Source organism: Pandoraea anapnoica, assembly GCF_902459765.1.
Lineage (GTDB): Bacteria > Pseudomonadota > Gammaproteobacteria > Burkholderiales > Burkholderiaceae > Pandoraea > Pandoraea anapnoica.
Genome location: NZ_CABPSP010000019.1, coordinates 63,932 through 79,326 on the forward strand (window position 1 = coordinate 63,932; position 15,395 = coordinate 79,326).

Sequence of the window (15,395 nt, forward strand, 5' to 3'; positions counted from 1 at the left end):
AGGAGCAACAAGGCAGTTCAGGGGTGAGGAACAAGCGCGTGCGGGATGCTGTACTGAAGCAAAACCGGCGGATTCGCGAGCGCCGGTGCAGGGCCCTGCGGCGTGTCGGGGGGCACGCCGCAGGGGTGGTATGCATTTCCTCAGATCACTTCATGACGATGAATATCGTGCGTGACGAAACCTCGGGCATCATCCGGCACCGCTAGCCATTCGGGATGCGCCAGTGTGCGACGAACGTCGTCGAGACCGCTGGCCCAGTGATCGAGCATCGTGGACAACCCGAACTGATAGTCCTTGTAGTGCCCCTCGTATTCCTTGTTGCGATAAATCAGTTGCACGACGTTGTAGCGCTTACTGCACGCAATCTCTTCCGCCGCATGGCACCACGGATCTCGTGCACGGACATCCGCGGGCACGCGATCCAGCACCTCGCGCAACACGCGTCGATAGTGCTGGGCACGCTGCAGGTTGTCCGTCACCAGACGGGTACGGCTTGAGAACTGAATGTCCTTCTGCCGGCCCGCGACGTCGTTCAGATTGTCGGGCAACGGTCCTCGCGCGCTCCATAGATCGACCTGAAACGCGAGCGTGTCCCGGCGTGGCGACGTGCCCAGCACTTCCGAAAGCGGCGTGTTCGACACGAGGCCGCCATCCCAGAAATACTGCCCGTCGATCTCCACCGCCGGGAATCCCGGCGGCAACGCGCCCGACGCCATGAAATGGTCCGCCCGCAACGTTTCGCGCGTGTTGTCGAAATACACGAAGTTGCCGGTATGCACGTTGACTGCGCCGACCGACACACGAATCTCGCGCGCATTGATCCGGTCGAAATCGGCGAACCGCTCCAGCGTTCCGCGCAACGCAGACGTGTCGTAGTAACTCGCATGCGCCGGATCACCCATGGCCGTGGGTAACGGCTGCGGCCAGCGCGGCGTGAAAAATCCCTTCTGCCCCTCCGCCATCGCGCGCCACGCCTGCCAGGCGCTGTAAGCGATGCGTCCGGACTCCGGTCCGTTGAGGATTGCGGCTTCGAACGGTGCAGGCAGCGGCGGAAAGACCGCAGGCTCGCAAATCGTCCGCCAGAACGCTTCGAGTTGCTCGACACGGCGCTCCGGCGCATTGCCCGCAATAATTGCCGTGTTCAGCGCACCGATGGAGATGCCGGCGATCCAGTTCGGTTCGATACCCGACTCGTACAGACCGGCGTACACGCCCGCCTGATAGGCCCCTAACGCACCGCCCCCCTGCAAAACGAGCGCCACCGTCTCGTACGGCGGCAGATCGATGGCGCGTTTGGGGACTTTGGGCGGATTGGCCGTCATGACCGTTCTCCTGATGCTTGCTACCTGATGATGAACACCGCCCCGGCACGGTCGCGTGCCGGGACGGCGAACTGCCACGTGCGCTTACTGCATGAACCAACCGTGGCTCACGACGAACGACTGTCCGGTGAACGCCGCGCTCGGGAACGTCGCGAGGAACAGCGCCGTCTGGGCGACATCGTCGACCGTGGTGAACACACCGTCGACCGTGCCGCCCAGCATCACCTTCTTGATGACGTCGTCTTCCGAAATGCCAAGCTCCTTGGCCTGCTCGGGAATCTGCTTGTCGACGAGCGGCGTACGCACGAAGCCCGGGCAGATGACGTGCGAGCGCACGTTATGCTTCGCACCTTCCTTGGCCAGCACGCGAGCAAGGCCGAGCAACGCATGCTTGGCCGCCACGTACGCCGACTTCAGCGGCGACGCCTCATGCGAGTGCACCGAACCCATGTAGATGACGATCCCACCGCGGTCGTCTTTGTACATGTGCTTGAGCGCCGCCTTGGTCGTCAGAAACGCGCCGTCGACGTGAATTGCCTGCATCTTCTTCCAATCGGAAAACGCGTAGTTCTCGATCGGATTGACGATCTGAATGCCCGCGTTCGAGATCAGGATGTCGACGGAACCGAACGTCTGCGCGACCTTGTCGATACCGCTATTCACCGCCTCTTCGTTGGTGACGTCCATCGCCACCCCGATGGCCTTGCCACCGGCCGCCTTGATTTCTTCGGCAACGGCGTCTGCGCCCTGCTGGTTCAGATCCGCAATCGCAATGGCCGCACCGGCACGCGCCAGCGTCAGCGCAATCTCTTTCCCGATGCCACTGGCAGCCCCCGTCACCACCGCGACTTTCCCATTCAACTGGTTCACTGACTGGCTCATTTGCACACTCCTGATTCGTCAAAATGGCGGACCATGCAACACGGCACGATGTGACGCGTGCGCATGGCTCGTCGAACACTGGCTGATGGCGAACATCCCCGCATCGATGGGCGGGTCCGGCCGCCGCACAAACAGAAAAGGCGCCTTGCGGCGCCTTTTCCTGCATTACCGCGCGATCGGCTTGTAGCGGATTCGCTTCGGTTTTGCTGCCTCCTCGCCGAGGCGTTTCTTCTTGTCGGCCTCGTACTCCTGATAGTTGCCCGGGAAGAACTCGACATGCGAGTCGCCTTCGAAGGCCAGAATATGCGTGGCGATACGGTCGAGGAACCAGCGATCGTGCGAGATGACCATCACACAACCGGCGAACTCGAGCAGCGCGTCCTCGAGTGCACGCAGGGTTTCGACGTCCAGATCGTTCGACGGTTCATCGAGCAGCAACACATTGCCGCCGGAGATCAGCGTCTTGGCCATGTGCAGACGGCCGCGCTCACCACCGGAGAGCGAACCGACCTGCTTCTGCTGGTCCGAGCCCTTGAAGTTGAAGCGACCGATGTAGGCGCGCGACGGCGTCTCGTACTTCCCCACCGTCAACACGTCGGCACCGCCCGAAATCTCTTCGAACACGGTCTTCGTGCCGTCCAGCGCATCGCGACTCTGGTCGACGTAAGCCATCTTGACCGTCGGACCGACCTTGATCTCGCCGCTGTCCGGCTGCTCGCGGCCCGTCAGCATCTTGAAGAAAGTCGACTTACCGGCGCCGTTCGGGCCGATGATGCCGACGATGGCGCCCGGCGGCACCTGGAAGCTCAAATCGTCGATCAGCAAACGATCACCGAAAGCCTTCGACACGTTCTTGAACTCGACGACCTCGTTACCCAGACGCTCACCCACCGGGATGAAGATTTCCTGGGTCTCGTTGCGCTTCTGGTATTCCTGGCTGTTCAGCTCGTCGAAACGGGCAAGACGCGCTTTCGACTTCGCCTGACGACCCTTCGGGTTCTGACGCACCCACTCCAGTTCCTTCTTGAGCGCCTTCTGACGCGCCGATTCGCTCGACTCTTCCTGTTTCAGACGTTGCTCCTTCTGATCGAGCCAGGAGCTGTAGTTGCCCTTCCAGGGAATGCCGTGACCCCGGTCGAGTTCGAGAATCCACTCGGCCGCGTTGTCGAGGAAGTAGCGATCGTGGGTGACCGCGACGACGGTGCCCGGGAAACGTGTGAGGAACTGTTCGAGCCAGTCGACGGATTCGGCGTCCAGGTGGTTGGTCGGTTCGTCGAGCAGAAGCATGTCCGGCTTCGAGAGCAGCAGACGCGCGAGCGCCACACGACGCTTCTCACCACCGGAGAGCACGCCGATCTTGGCGTCCCATGCAGGCAGACGCAGCGCGTCGGCGGCGACTTCCAGCGTCTGCTCGATGTTGTTGCCGTCGCTCGCAGCGAGGATCGCTTCGTACTTGGCCTGCTCGGCAGCCAGCGCGTCGAAGTCGGCATCCGGCTCGGCGTACGCGGCGTAGATTTCATCGAGCTTCGTGCGGGCTTCCATGATCTCGCCCATGCCGCCTTCGACGGCTTCGCGCACGGTCTGCTCGGGATCAAGTTGCGGCTCCTGCGGCAGATAACCGATGTTCAGGTTGGCCATCGGGATCGCTTCACCCTCGATCTCCTTGTCGACGCCTGCCATGATCTTGAGCAGCGTCGATTTGCCCGAACCGTTCAGGCCCAGCACGCCGATCTTGGCGCCCGGGAAGAACGACAGGGAGATGTCCTTGAGGATGTGACGCTTGGGCGGCACGATCTTGCCCACGCGGTTCATGCTGAATACGTACTGTGCCATTCGGCTTTCCTGATCCTGAAACGGTTATGACGGCTCACAGGCGAGCGCCAGATAGCGGCAAGTTTATCAAAGCGCGGCACGCACAGCATCGGGCGCGTCGATCACGAGGTCGGCGCACGCGTATGCGCAGCACGGCAGCAGCCAGCCCTGCGTCTTCTCGTCGCGCGACAGACCGGGCCACTCGATCCGATACGTCACCGGTGCACTGGTGCCCAACGCATCGCCTGTCACGGCGCTTCTCGCTTCGCACAGACACGCGCGACACGTGCCGTTGCGGCACAGGCTCGGCAGCTTGATGCCAGCGGCCTGGGCGGCGAGCAGGATCGGCGTGTCCGGTGGCGCGTCGAATTGCCAGCCCGAGGGCAGGAGCGTGACGCGCGGCGGCTTCAAGGCTTCGCGCTCGGCGCAGGATCGAGGGATCTGGGGGTAAGAACGTTCCAAGGATGACCACACAGATGCTAAACGGCGTATCTTGCGCCAACGCGCTACCATAACCCACTTCCAAGTCCCGAATCCCATGTCCGCCGAACCCAAGGATCCCACCGCCCGCCTCATCGATACCGCCGGTCTCGCGGCCGAGCTGCAAGCATTCGCCGATGCCCGCGACTGGCATCAGTACCATTCGCCCAAGAACCTCGCGATGGCGCTGTCGGTCGAAGTGGCTGAACTCGTCGAGATCTTCCAGTGGCACACCGAGGCGCAGGCCAATGCCGTCATGCAATCGAGTGAAGCGCGGCATGTCGAACAGGAACTGGCTGATATCACTATGTATCTGGTGCGTCTGACGATGGTGCTTGGCATCGACCTGAACCGCGCGGTCGCCGACAAACTTGTTCTGAACGCGCAGAAGTACCCGCCAACCAAGGCGTGATCGAGCGTGGCGGAAATCGTGCCGAGGCTCTGAATTGAGTGTCCGCCCCTTGCAATCGGGCCTCACGCCCGCATAACGGCCAGAGTCCGCCCCCCCCCCCGAATTTCGATCCGACAACGCTATGTCCCAATCCTCACAGACTTCCCAGACGTCAGACGCGCCGCCCGGTGCGAGTCACACGCACGGTAAGTCATCGAAGCGCACACTCCCCGCACGCCCGCGCTGGTTGATGCTCGCCATCATCGCGCTGCTACATGCATACATCGGCTGGCGTCTACTGACACCGTTGCCGGTGGCCATGGGCTGGAAGGTGCTGGGCGGGTTGTGGCTCGCCATCTCGACCGTGCTGATTCCGCTCGGCCTGATGAGCCGCGCCATCCAGAAAGAACCGCTCGCCACGCTGCTGACGTGGACCGGGATGACGGCGATCGGGGTCTTCTCCTCGCTCTTCGTGTTCACGCTGCTGCGCGACGTGGTGCTCGGGGTCGCGATGGCCTTCTCGGCTCTCGACGCCCAGCTCGTCACCCGATCCGCGGTCATTGTGCTGATACTGACGGCGACGTCGACGGTGCTGGGTTTCTACAACGCGCGACGCCTCGCCCGCGTGGTCGACGTCGACGTTCCGATTGCCAACCTGCCGTCGGAACTCAAGGGCTTCACCATCGTGCAGCTGAGCGACATTCACGTGAGTTCGACGATTCGACGCGGCTATATCGAAGCGATCGTCGAGGCATCGAATGCCCTCAAGCCGGATCTCGTCGCGATCACCGGCGATCTGGTGGACGGGGGCGTGCCCGCGCTACGTGACCATATCGCGCCGCTCGGCCAATTGACCTCGCGCCACGGCACCTACGTCTGCACGGGCAACCACGAGTACTACTCGGGCGCACCGGCGTGGGTCGCAGAATTGCGACGCATCGGTCTGACCGTCCTCGAAAACGAGCATGTGGTGCTCGACCATGAAGGGGCATCGCTGACGGTGGCCGGCGTGACGGACTTCACCGCCCATCAGTTCGATCCGGAAAAACGTAGCGATCCGCAGGCTGCCATCGACGGCGCGCCCGAAGGCGTGCCGCGCGTGCTGCTCGCGCATCAACCGCGCAGCGCCCCGGCTGCGCAGGAAGCCGGCTTCGATCTGCAACTCTCCGGACACACGCACGGCGGACAATTCTGGCCGTGGATGTACTTCGTGCCGCTGCAACAACCCTTCGTGCATGGGCTGCATCGTCTCGGCCGTCTCGCCATCTATGTGAGCCGGGGAACGGGCTATTGGGGACCGCCGAAGCGTTTCGGCGCGCCGTCGGAAATCACGCGCATCCGGCTCGTGCCGGGCAAGGTTTAACGGGATTTGATGCGATGAAGTCTCTCTCATCCGGCAGCGCTTCGCTGGAAACCGTGGCCGTGCGTCTTCGCGGCAAGATTCAGGGCGTGGGGTACCGTCATGCGGCTGTGCGCGAGGGGCATCTGATCGGCGTTCGCGGATGGGTGCAAGCGCTTCCCGAAGGCGACATTCTCGCCGTGGTGCAAGGCACGCCCGATCAGATCGACAAGATGCTGGAATGGATGCGGCGCGGACCGCCCGGCGCGCGCGTCATGGAGTTCGAAAGCGAAGTGGAGTACACCGGCCGTCGTTTTGACCGGTTCGAACAACTTTGATCTGAGATCTGCGCGCAAGCGCATGTCCGTTCCGATCCTACCCTCCCGATGCCAATGCCTACGCCCAGCACCCGTCGCGCTATCGACGAAGACGCACCCCGCATCGTCGCGCTGCTCGCGCAGCTGGGCTACGAGACACCGCTCGACATCGTTCGTCGCAACATCGCGCTATCGAATGCCGAGGGCGATGACGCGGCCTTCGTCGCTATCGACGAGAACGCCAAAATTGTGGGATGTATCGGATTGCACGCGCTCACCATGTTTCATCTGGCGGGGCGTCTGGGGCGCATTACAGCGCTGGTGGTGGAAGAGAGTGCGAGAGGCTCGGGCGTCGGGCACGCGCTGATGGCGGCCGCTCACGCGTGGTTCAACACGCGGGGATGCGAGAAATTCGAAGTGACGAGCAGCGACCATCGGGTCGCCGCACATCGCTTCTATGCGCGCCACGGCTATGCCCGCGATGGGCAAAGACTGGCGCGCAAAAGCCAGACGTCGTCGCTGACTTAATTCTTGTGACGGTAGTTGATGCGGCCCTTGCTCAGATCATAGGGCGACATTTCCAGCGTCACGCGGTCACCCGCGAGAATACGGATGCGGTTCTTCTGCATGCGGCCGCTCGCATATGCCACCACTTCCACGCCGTTTTCGAGCGTGACGCGAAAGCGATTATCCGGCAGCACATCCGAAACGTGTCCGCTGAATTCGATCAGTTCTTCCTTGGCCAATATCGTGTCCTCTTGAGGGTGCCGCTCGCGAGGGGCGCAGCACCGGTGTTACTGTAAGTTCGTTCGCCAATACCGTCCCCGCACCCTGAAAACTAGCGGGGGTGCACATCGAACGCCAAAAGGAGCCTACCCGGTCGACCGGCCATGAAGGCAAACGGTGCACCGAAAGCGGCGATGGTTCGAAGGAACAAGGCACATTGCGGCAGTGCCACAAAGACGAGCAGTGCGTGTCGGGAGGGCGAAGACCGGTTCGGTCTGCGTCATCGGCACAGCGAGTGATCCGGCTCGCAGGACATGGCTGTCAGCGGCGCCGATAAAGCATTTCGCGATCGTCAGGCGATGATCGGCGAACTTTCGCCGATCCCGCTAGGATACGCCTTTCTACGTCGCCCGTGTGGAAAAAATGGCCCGCACAGGCCCATTTGAACGCTTTTGTCGCCTAATTGTGGCGCAATGCACCAATGAGGCTCGCCAGCGGCCAGGTTTGCCTCGGGGTCAACGCGGATGTGACGCGCAACGCGCACTCAACTATGCTGTAAGTATCCGTAGCCCGCAGGAGGATGACCATGAAAACAGTCGCTCAGATCCTGAAATCCAAATCGGTCGACACAGTATATAAAGTACGGCCGTCCGATTCGGTACTCGATGCCCTGACCCTGATGGCCGAAGCCCGCATCGGCGCGGTACTGGTCAGCGAGGACGACCGCGCCATCGTCGGCATCTTTACCGAGCGCGACTACGCCCGCAAAGTCGCGCTGATGGGACGAACCTCCGTCAACACGCCCGTGCGCGACGTGATGACCTCCGCGGTGCGCTACGTCAGCCCCGAACAGACCAACGAAGAGTGCATGACGTTGATGACGCAGCATCGCATCCGTCACCTGCCTGTCATGAAAGACGGCGAGCTGGTCGGCCTGCTGTCCATCGGCGACCTGGTCAAAGCCATCATTACCGAACAGCAGTTCACCATCGATCAACTGGAGAACTACATCATGGGCGGCAGCGCGGCTCTGGTCGGCACCTCGCCATCACGCCCAAGTTAAGGTGCAGACCGGATCGGCCCGCTCCCGCGCGTCAGACGCATTCCAGCATTATCGCCAACAGCGTAATCAGGGGCACGGCGCTTCACGCGAAGCGCCGCTTTTTTGTCGACGACAAAGAAAAACGCCACGCTAGCCTTTGCGCTACCGTGGCGTCCTCCGTTCCGTTCGTCACGCTAAACCGACAGCGCTCAGAAGTCTTCTGCGTCGACGTCGTAGTTCGACGGCTCCCAGCGAATCGCCAGCAACGCCAGCAAGCCGATGGCCGGGGCGATGGCGATCACCCAGAACACTTTGGTGGCAAGCGCCGCAGCCAGCACCGGGAACAGGAACAGCGAGACGGTCGAACTGGCGCGCATCAACGTCTGGTTGAAGCCCACGCCCACGCCACGCAGCGACGTCGGGTAGCTCAGCGATGCGAACGTCATCGAATGCGCGCCCGGGCCGAAGCCCTGCCCCAGCAGGAACAGCGCAAGGAAGCCCAGCGCCCATGCCACTTCACCGGCACTGCCCGGCTTGCCGACGAGCGCCAGACCCACGAGGGCCGTCAACTGGAACGCATAGCCCACCACCGTCAGCTTCCACGCACCGACCTTCGGCACCAGACGCACACCCAGCAGACCGCCCGTAAACGCGAACAACAAGTTCAGCGCGAGCGACATCAGAATCGTAGTGAGCATCGACTGCGCGAGGAAACTGGCGATGATCACCGGCAGCCCGAACGCCACTGCGTTATACGCGAACGACGAGGCCACCGCGATGATGGTCGCGAGCGTCGTACGGCGAAGGTACACGCCTTTAAGCAGCTTGCCGTAGTTGCTCCATGCGGCCGGACGCTTCTGCGCGACGCGCTCCGCATCCTTCGCCACAACGGCATCGATCCCGTACGAACGCTTGAGAATCTTCGCCGCGCCTTCGAGGTCGCCCTGGTTGGCGGCCCACACCGGCGACTCACTCATATAGCGGCTACGCACAGCAATGATGGCCAGCGCAGGAATCGCACCGAAGCCGAGAATGATCCGCCACAGCAGTGCACTATGCGACGCGGGCAACACCGAGTAGCACAGCAGCACCAGCAAATACGATCCGCAAATCGCCGCGTACCAGGTAGGACACCACATCGCCACCCGCGCCGCCTTGTTGCCACGTCCCTTGAGTTTCGAGAACTCGGCCAGAAACGCCATGGCGACGGGCAAATCGATGCCGACGCCCAATCCCATCACGAACCGCGCACCGGCGAGCACGTACTCGTTCGGCGCCAGCGCACAGGCGATGGCGGCGATGACGAAGCACAGCATGTCGGCCATGAACACGCGGTAACGGCCGATCCGGTCGGTGAAGTACCCGCCGAGGAACGCGCCGACGATGGCGCCGAACGTAATAGCCGACGCCACCATACCCGTGCCAGCGGGCGTCAGTTGAAATTCGCGGGCAACGTCCTTCAATCCGAAGGCGAGCGCGCCGAGATCGTAGGCGTCGAGAAAGACACCGCCGAGGGCAATCGCCACGATCCAGCGCGCGTTCGATACGCGCGCGCCGCCCTCGTTGACGAGTTGCGCGACATCGGCTGCGCAACGGATAACGGCCGGGGCACCGGCGCGCACGGCAGGAGATGCCGCAGAACTCGCCTGCGCGGGCGCGGCGGAAGACAGGGAAACGTCGACTGACATGAGACTGAACCAGAGAAAGCGGAATGCCAAAGGTCGCGATGTTACCGCTTGGTACTGATGCAACCCAAGTGTTTTCTCGTTATATGCTTAGACGATTCCTGCGTTACACATAGCAATTCGCTCTTTTAGCGCCAAAAAAACACGCATTCATCCCAAATTTTGAGTGTTTTCCACTTGGTAGTTAAGCGTTCGCAGAGCATGACACCACGTCTCGCCTGTTGGGAATATGATCGAGGAACACTTCGAATCGTCACGCGTGGGCCACGAGGCAGCGGCAAACCCGCTCGCCACGCCGCTCTCGGGCGGAAGCACAGTCTTTACAGTCGCTTACCTTTTCTTACAGCAAAAAGGTCTGCGGAACCCTACATTCCGCATCGTGGTCGCAACAGATGCGCACTACCGGGCACTACTGGGCAGTCACATGCCCCTACCAAGCATCAATACCTCACGCTCACGAGGACGAAAAATGAAGATCAAAGCACTTACGGGAATCAGCGCGGCACTGGCCGCCGTCATGCTCGCTGGTTGCGTGGCTCCGGGCCCGCAATATGGCTATCAGCAACAGGGCTACCAGCAGGGATATCAGCAAGGCTACCAACAGCCGGGCTATCAACAGGGGTACCAGCAGGGGTATCAGCAGCCTCCTCAGCAACAAGGTGCGCTTTACGGCACGGTTCAGTCCATCGAACAGCTGAATGGTCCTAACAATAGCCCGAACATTCTCGGCACGGTCCTGGGTGCTGCGGCCGGCGGCCTGCTCGGCAACACGATGGGCGGCGGACGCGGACGCACCGCCACGACCATCGCCGGCGCGGCCATCGGCGGCATCGCAGGCAACCGCATCGAGAACAGCATGGGCGAGCCGAACGTGTTGTATCGCATCACCGTGCGTCTGGACGACGGCCGTGTCGCGACCGTTACGCAAGCACCGCCGCTGCGCGTGCAGCAAGGCCAGCGTGCCGCAGTGTCGAACGATACGGTGTACCCGTACTGAGCGACATTCGCAGCAAGCAACAACGCCCGCCGGGTTTGCGCCCGGCGGGCGTTGTTGTTTTCAGGCCCGACATTTATTGAGACGGGGGACGCCCGGGGGACGGCGGCCTCTCATAATTAACGGTCAGCGCGCGTCATCACACGGTCTTCGCACGTCACACGCAAAGCGAATATGACCTGCTAAGATACGCGCGCAATCGGTGCGACCATCGGAGGGCCCCCGCCGTTCCGGATCTTTGTCGAGTCCGTCAGTTACCGCTACCCTTCGAATTTCGTCATGTCGACTCAGACGACTTACCACCATCGGCTCTTCATGGCGATGGTCGGCGGCTTCAGCGCAGTGCTCAACGCAGGCGCCTTTTTCACCGTCCTGCGACTGAACGGACACAACCCCTATACCCCTTACGGGCTGACGCTCGTCTGCACATTGGGCGCGGCGGCGTTCATCGTCTTCGCGCGCTTTCATCTGCTCGCCAGCGCCCGCAATCTCGGATGGATGCTCGGACGCGGTGCCATGCGCTGGTGCCGCGTGCTGGTCACCGCCATCGTGTTGTTGTTCCTGACGTACGAGAGCACCGAAGACGTGCGCATGATGGTGGCCCAGTGGCTGCTCCTCGCGCTGCCTCTGCAAATGATCGGCCTTGCCGTGCTGCGTGGCATGGCACACAGCATCAACAACGCGCCCGGCAATCAGCGGCGCGCGGCCTTCTTCGGACTCGGACCCGAAGCACGCAAGCTGAATCTGCGCCTGCAACGCTCGCCGATCCTCGGCATTCAGGTCGCGGGCTATTACAACGAAGCGCCGATCACGCCGGACGACGGCGAAGTCCTCCCGCCCTACCTCGGCCGTTACGTCGACGCCGCCGCGCGCATTCAGGCCAACGAGTACGAGATCGTCTTCATCGCCATCGGTCAGCAGGACAACAAGGAACTCACAAGCGAGATCGTCAACCGTCTGTACGATTCGACGGCGGCCATCTACTTGCTGCCGGAGTTCAGCTTCCCCGGCGACCTGCCGATGTCGAGCACCGACATCGCAGGCGTGCCGCTGCTGGCGCTACACGACGTGACTGTGCAGGGGCTGCTGCGCATGATCAAACGCGGCATCGATCTGGTCGGCGCATCGCTGATCCTGTTGTTGCTCAGCCCGGTGATGGTGGCCGTGGCCATCGCTGTACGACTCGACTCACCCGGCCCGATCCTCTTCCGTCAGCGTCGCTACGGCGAACGTGGCGAGCCGATCGTCATTCACAAATTCCGTTCGATGCGTGTGTTGCAGCCTGAAGATGCCGCGGCTGCCGCCACGGGCGGACTGCGTCAGGCGCATGCAGGCGACAGTCGCATTACCGCAGTCGGCAAGCATCTGCGCCGCACGTCGCTCGACGAATTGCCGCAGCTCTTCGACGTGCTCGCCGGTTCGATGAGTCTCGTCGGGCCGCGTCCGCACGCGGAAGAACATAACGAAATGTACCGGCGCGTGATTCCCGGCTACATGCTGCGCCACAGCGTCAAACCGGGGATCACGGGATGGGCGCAGATCAATGGTCTGCGCGGAGAAACCGACACGCCGGACAAGATGCAGCGGCGGGTGGAATACGACCGTTACTACATTACGCACTGGTCGTTGTGGCTCGACATCAAGATTTTGCTCAAGACGATTCCCGTCATGGTGACGGGACGTAATGCTGTCTGAGGCGGTCTGAGTCGAACGGGCGCGTGGCCCGATTCGAGTCACTCGCGTCCGAGTTCGCGCCACTGACGCCAGCAGATGCCGATGAAACGGCGATCGTCGACGAGATAGCGACGCCACATACGGCCGGGGTTTTGCAAGATGCGATACATCCATTCCGAACCGGTGCGCTGCATCCATTTCGGCGCACGCTTTTGCATGCCAGCAGCGAATTCGATGGCCGCCCCGACGCAGAGCATCAGACCGCCGGGCATCGTGTCGGCGTATGCCATCGCCCAACGCTCCTGCTTCGGCATGCCGAGGCAGACGAAGATGAGATCGGGGGCGAGGGCACGAACGCGTTGCGCGATGTCCTGGCCTTCGGCCCCGGTCGGATCGAACGTCATCGACGGAATCAGCAGCGTAAAGTCGAGTCCGGGAAAACGTCTCGACAAGCCTTCCGTCAGTTGGGCTTCCTGTCCGGGGCGTCCGCCGACGAAGACCGCTTTACGGCCCGACGCACGTGCGTTGTCGCACAGCGCGGGCAGCAGGTCGGCGCCGGTCACGCGCCCCGGCAGCGGTTTGCCGAACAGGCGGCTCGCCCAGACGATGGGCATGCCGTCGGCGAAAAGGAAGTCGGCGTTGCGGTATTCGCGTTTGAATTCCGGCTGCGTGTCGAGACGCACAATGTGGTCGACGTTCGGCGTGACGACGATGCGCGAGCGACCATCGCGAAGCATGGCGGTTTGCGTGAGCACCTCGACGGCGGTCTCGAACGGTACGGCGGCAATGTTCAGACCGAACAGTGCGACGTTAGGCTCGAAGACTTCGCGTACGGAAGATGCCGGTGCAGCTTGCAGATCGGTGTCGCGGCTCATGACGTTTCGTACCCCTGGTATCCCTGCTTTTTTGACGTGCGACGTCCGCACGCATTCGAGAGCAGGCACGATAGTAGCAGCGCACTTCGCGCACGTCAGTGACACTTTTCACAACACGTCGCGTATTTTGAACACACGATGATCCTCGACGCCAACGACATTCCTGCCGGTACCGAACTGCAAGCCGACTTGTGCATCGCAGGCGCGGGCGCGGCAGGTATCACGCTCGCGCTGGCGCTCGAAGCCAGCGGCCTCGACGTGATCCTGCTCGAGAGTGGCGGCGACGCCCCCGAGCCCGCCGTGCAACAGCTCTACACAGGTACCGTCGCCGACGCACGCCTGCATCCGCCTGCCGACAGTTACCGCGTGCGCCGCTTCGGCGGCTCGACCACGTTGTGGGGCGGACGCTGCATGCCGCTCGACGCCATCGACTTCGAAGCGCGCGACTACATGCCGCACAGCGGCTGGCCCATCGGGCTCGACGCGCTGATGCCGTGGTACGAACAAGCCAACGCGCTATGCGAAGCGGGCGAGTTCGCTTATACCGCCGAGCAGGCATTTCCGCGCGCCGATCATCCCTCGCGCCCGATGATCGGCAACTTCGAGAGCGATGTCTTCTCGACGAACACGCTTGAGAGGTTTAGTTGTCCGACGGACTTCGGCGCGCGTTACCGCAACCGTCTCGCCAAAGGTCGAGTGCGTGTAGTGCAGCACGCCAATCTCTGTCATCTGCCTCAGACGACCAACGCAACGCGCCTCGTCGGCCCCGCGCAGGTGAAGACGCTAGACGGAAAGTCCTTCACCGTCGCGGCCCGCGCGTATGTGCTGGCAACGGGCGGGCTGGAGGTGCCGCGCCTGCTACTGAACAGTCCCGGTGTCAGCGGCAACGGACTGGGGAATGCGCACGACGTCGTCGGCCGTTACTACATGAGCCATATCGCCGGGACCATCGGCACGCTCGATCTGTCGGGGGCCAGTTCCGTGTGGCACGGCTACGACGTCTCCGACGAAGGCATTTATTGCCGTCGGCGTCTCGCACTGCGCCCACAGGCGCAACACGATCTCCACGCGGGCAACTTCATCGCCCGCCTGCATCACCCGCGCATTCCGGACGCGGGGCACGGCAACGGCATTCTCTCGGCCCTCTATCTCGCACGGCCTATCGTGCCGTACGAGTATGCGAAGCGTCTGTACGGGGATGCGCCGGGCGGCGCGGGCAACTGGCTGGCGCACGCGCGCAACGTGATCACGGATGCACCCAATACCGTGCGCTTCCTCACGCACTGGCTGACGCACCGCACGCTCGCGACGCGCAAATTCCCGTCGGTGATCGTGCGTCCGGCCAACCTGCGCTTCAGTCTCGACTTCCACGCCGAGCAAGCGCCTGGCGAGGACAGCCGTGTGATGATCGGCGACGAACGGGATGCGCTGGGGATGCGGCGCATTCACATCGACTGGCGCTACACGCGGCAGGACGTTGAGACCGTGACACGCTCGCTGGCCGCGCTCGCGCAGGAGATCCACCGAACCGGCGTCGGCAGCTTCTCCTACGATCCCGCCGAAGTCGAAGCCGAGATGACGCGCTACGGCGCTTACGGGGGCCACCACATCGGCACCGCCCGCATGGGTAACGATCCGCACACGAGCGTGGTCGATGCCAATGGCCGTCTGCACGAGGCCGACAACGTGTTTATCGCGGGCGCCGCGGTCTTCCCGACGTCCGGCCAGGCCAACCCCACGCTGAGCATCGTGGCGCTCGCGCTGCGACTCGCAGACCATTTGCAGCGGCAGGCGAATGTGACCGCCCTGCCCGTTCCCGTCACCTCGACATCCTCCACCGCTATCTGATCCCGTCC

The 15,395-nt window shown here is 62.7% G+C and carries 15 protein-coding genes; 8 read left to right on the forward strand and 7 right to left on the reverse strand.

Translation table 11 applies throughout. The features are described from left to right. Positions 1-140: 140 nt before the first annotated feature. The 4 genes from PAN31117_RS24805 to PAN31117_RS24820 all read right to left on the reverse strand — a co-directional run bounded on the left by PAN31117_RS24805 (position 141) and on the right by PAN31117_RS24820 (position 4,427). Positions 141-1,322, reverse strand: a complete 1,182-nt coding sequence (locus tag PAN31117_RS24805; protein ID WP_150740534.1) for a DUF3734 domain-containing protein — start codon at positions 1,320-1,322, stop codon at positions 141-143. Between the two features lie 84 nt (positions 1,323-1,406). Continuing rightward, the gene (locus PAN31117_RS24810; protein WP_039401506.1) at positions 1,407-2,192 is read right to left on the reverse strand and encodes a 3-hydroxybutyrate dehydrogenase; all 786 of its coding nucleotides are present in this window, start codon (positions 2,190-2,192) and stop codon (positions 1,407-1,409) included. A 177-nt stretch (positions 2,193-2,369) separates the two neighbouring features. Continuing rightward, positions 2,370-4,037, reverse strand: a complete 1,668-nt coding sequence (gene ettA / locus PAN31117_RS24815; RefSeq protein WP_039393466.1) for an energy-dependent translational throttle protein EttA — start codon at positions 4,035-4,037, stop codon at positions 2,370-2,372. Between the two features lie 66 nt (positions 4,038-4,103). After that, a complete protein-coding gene (locus PAN31117_RS24820) occupies positions 4,104-4,427 on the reverse strand; it encodes a 2Fe-2S iron-sulfur cluster-binding protein (protein ID WP_246189249.1) in 324 nt (107 codons plus the stop codon). A 127-nt stretch (positions 4,428-4,554) separates the two neighbouring features. Here PAN31117_RS24820 and PAN31117_RS24825 point away from each other — a divergent pair, with 127 nt between their 5' ends. From PAN31117_RS24825 to PAN31117_RS24840, 4 genes are all read left to right on the forward strand, one after another. Further along, positions 4,555-4,908: a nucleotide pyrophosphohydrolase gene (locus tag PAN31117_RS24825; protein WP_150740536.1), complete on the forward strand. Its 354-nt coding sequence runs from the start codon at positions 4,555-4,557 to the stop codon at positions 4,906-4,908. 229 nt (positions 4,909-5,137) lie between these two features. Continuing rightward, positions 5,138-6,250, forward strand: a complete 1,113-nt coding sequence (locus tag PAN31117_RS24830) for a metallophosphoesterase (RefSeq protein ID WP_150740573.1) — start codon at positions 5,138-5,140, stop codon at positions 6,248-6,250. 14 nt (positions 6,251-6,264) lie between these two features. Beyond that, entirely contained in the window at positions 6,265-6,564 is a 300-nt protein-coding gene (locus tag PAN31117_RS24835; protein ID WP_150740537.1) for an acylphosphatase, read from the forward strand. Positions 6,565-6,618: 54 nt separating this feature from the next. Further along, the gene (locus PAN31117_RS24840; RefSeq protein ID WP_150740538.1) at positions 6,619-7,071 is read left to right on the forward strand and encodes a GNAT family N-acetyltransferase; all 453 of its coding nucleotides are present in this window, start codon (positions 6,619-6,621) and stop codon (positions 7,069-7,071) included. On the opposite strand, the gene infA is transcribed toward PAN31117_RS24840, so the two are convergent. Next, positions 7,068-7,289 carry a translation initiation factor IF-1 gene (infA, locus tag PAN31117_RS24845; RefSeq protein ID WP_039393473.1) on the reverse strand — a complete coding sequence of 74 codons (222 nt, stop codon included), beginning with the start codon at positions 7,287-7,289 and terminating at the stop codon, positions 7,068-7,070. The two genes, PAN31117_RS24840 and infA, sit on opposite strands and share 4 nt — an antisense overlap. Positions 7,290-7,855: 566 nt before the next feature. Here infA and PAN31117_RS24850 point away from each other — a divergent pair. Next, the gene (locus PAN31117_RS24850) at positions 7,856-8,332 is read left to right on the forward strand and encodes a CBS domain-containing protein (protein ID WP_150740539.1); all 477 of its coding nucleotides are present in this window, start codon (positions 7,856-7,858) and stop codon (positions 8,330-8,332) included. A 188-nt stretch (positions 8,333-8,520) separates the two neighbouring features. Here the strand turns inward: PAN31117_RS24850 and PAN31117_RS24855 are convergent, their stop codons facing one another. Beyond that, complete coding sequence (locus PAN31117_RS24855) at positions 8,521-9,999, reverse strand: MFS transporter (protein ID WP_150740540.1); 1,479 nt, start codon at positions 9,997-9,999, stop codon at positions 8,521-8,523. 466 nt (positions 10,000-10,465) lie between these two features. On the opposite strand from PAN31117_RS24855, the gene PAN31117_RS24860 reads away from it, so the two are divergent. Both PAN31117_RS24860 and PAN31117_RS24865 read left to right on the forward strand, forming a co-directional pair. Beyond that, positions 10,466-10,993, forward strand: coding sequence for a glycine zipper 2TM domain-containing protein (locus tag PAN31117_RS24860; RefSeq protein WP_150740541.1), 528 nt, complete (start codon positions 10,466-10,468; stop codon positions 10,991-10,993). A 276-nt stretch (positions 10,994-11,269) separates the two neighbouring features. Continuing rightward, positions 11,270-12,685, forward strand: a complete 1,416-nt coding sequence (locus PAN31117_RS24865) for an undecaprenyl-phosphate glucose phosphotransferase (RefSeq protein WP_246189250.1) — start codon at positions 11,270-11,272, stop codon at positions 12,683-12,685. A gap of 38 nt (positions 12,686-12,723) precedes the next feature. Here PAN31117_RS24865 and PAN31117_RS24870 read toward each other — a convergent pair whose 3' ends face one another. Then, positions 12,724-13,539 carry a WecB/TagA/CpsF family glycosyltransferase gene (locus PAN31117_RS24870; protein WP_150740542.1) on the reverse strand — a complete coding sequence of 272 codons (816 nt, stop codon included), beginning with the start codon at positions 13,537-13,539 and terminating at the stop codon, positions 12,724-12,726. A 138-nt stretch (positions 13,540-13,677) separates the two neighbouring features. Between PAN31117_RS24870 and PAN31117_RS24875 the strand changes: the two genes are divergently transcribed. Next, positions 13,678-15,387, forward strand: a complete 1,710-nt coding sequence (locus PAN31117_RS24875) for an FAD-dependent oxidoreductase (protein WP_150740543.1) — start codon at positions 13,678-13,680, stop codon at positions 15,385-15,387. The last annotated feature ends 8 nt before the right edge of the window (positions 15,388-15,395 follow it).

What these genes read in the sequence shown, in the direction of transcription:
- PAN31117_RS24875 (WP_150740543.1), top strand. Translation starts at nt 13,678, where the DNA reads ATGATCCTCGACGCCAACGACATTCCTGCCGGTACCGAACTGCAAGCC.
- PAN31117_RS24830 (WP_150740573.1), top strand. Translation starts at nt 5,138, where the DNA reads ATGCTCGCCATCATCGCGCTGCTACATGCATACATCGGCTGGCGTCTA.
- ettA (WP_039393466.1), bottom strand. Translation starts at nt 4,037, where the DNA reads ATGGCACAGTACGTATTCAGCATGAACCGCGTGGGCAAGATCGTGCCG.
- PAN31117_RS24865 (WP_246189250.1), top strand. Translation starts at nt 11,270, where the DNA reads ATGTCGACTCAGACGACTTACCACCATCGGCTCTTCATGGCGATGGTC.
- PAN31117_RS24850 (WP_150740539.1), top strand. Translation starts at nt 7,856, where the DNA reads ATGAAAACAGTCGCTCAGATCCTGAAATCCAAATCGGTCGACACAGTA.
- PAN31117_RS24835 (WP_150740537.1), top strand. Translation starts at nt 6,265, where the DNA reads ATGAAGTCTCTCTCATCCGGCAGCGCTTCGCTGGAAACCGTGGCCGTG.
- PAN31117_RS24805 (WP_150740534.1), bottom strand. Translation starts at nt 1,322, where the DNA reads ATGACGGCCAATCCGCCCAAAGTCCCCAAACGCGCCATCGATCTGCCG.
- PAN31117_RS24870 (WP_150740542.1), bottom strand. Translation starts at nt 13,539, where the DNA reads ATGAGCCGCGACACCGATCTGCAAGCTGCACCGGCATCTTCCGTACGC.
- PAN31117_RS24855 (WP_150740540.1), bottom strand. Translation starts at nt 9,999, where the DNA reads ATGTCAGTCGACGTTTCCCTGTCTTCCGCCGCGCCCGCGCAGGCGAGT.
- PAN31117_RS24860 (WP_150740541.1), top strand. Translation starts at nt 10,466, where the DNA reads ATGAAGATCAAAGCACTTACGGGAATCAGCGCGGCACTGGCCGCCGTC.
- PAN31117_RS24840 (WP_150740538.1), top strand. Translation starts at nt 6,619, where the DNA reads ATGCCTACGCCCAGCACCCGTCGCGCTATCGACGAAGACGCACCCCGC.
- PAN31117_RS24825 (WP_150740536.1), top strand. Translation starts at nt 4,555, where the DNA reads ATGTCCGCCGAACCCAAGGATCCCACCGCCCGCCTCATCGATACCGCC.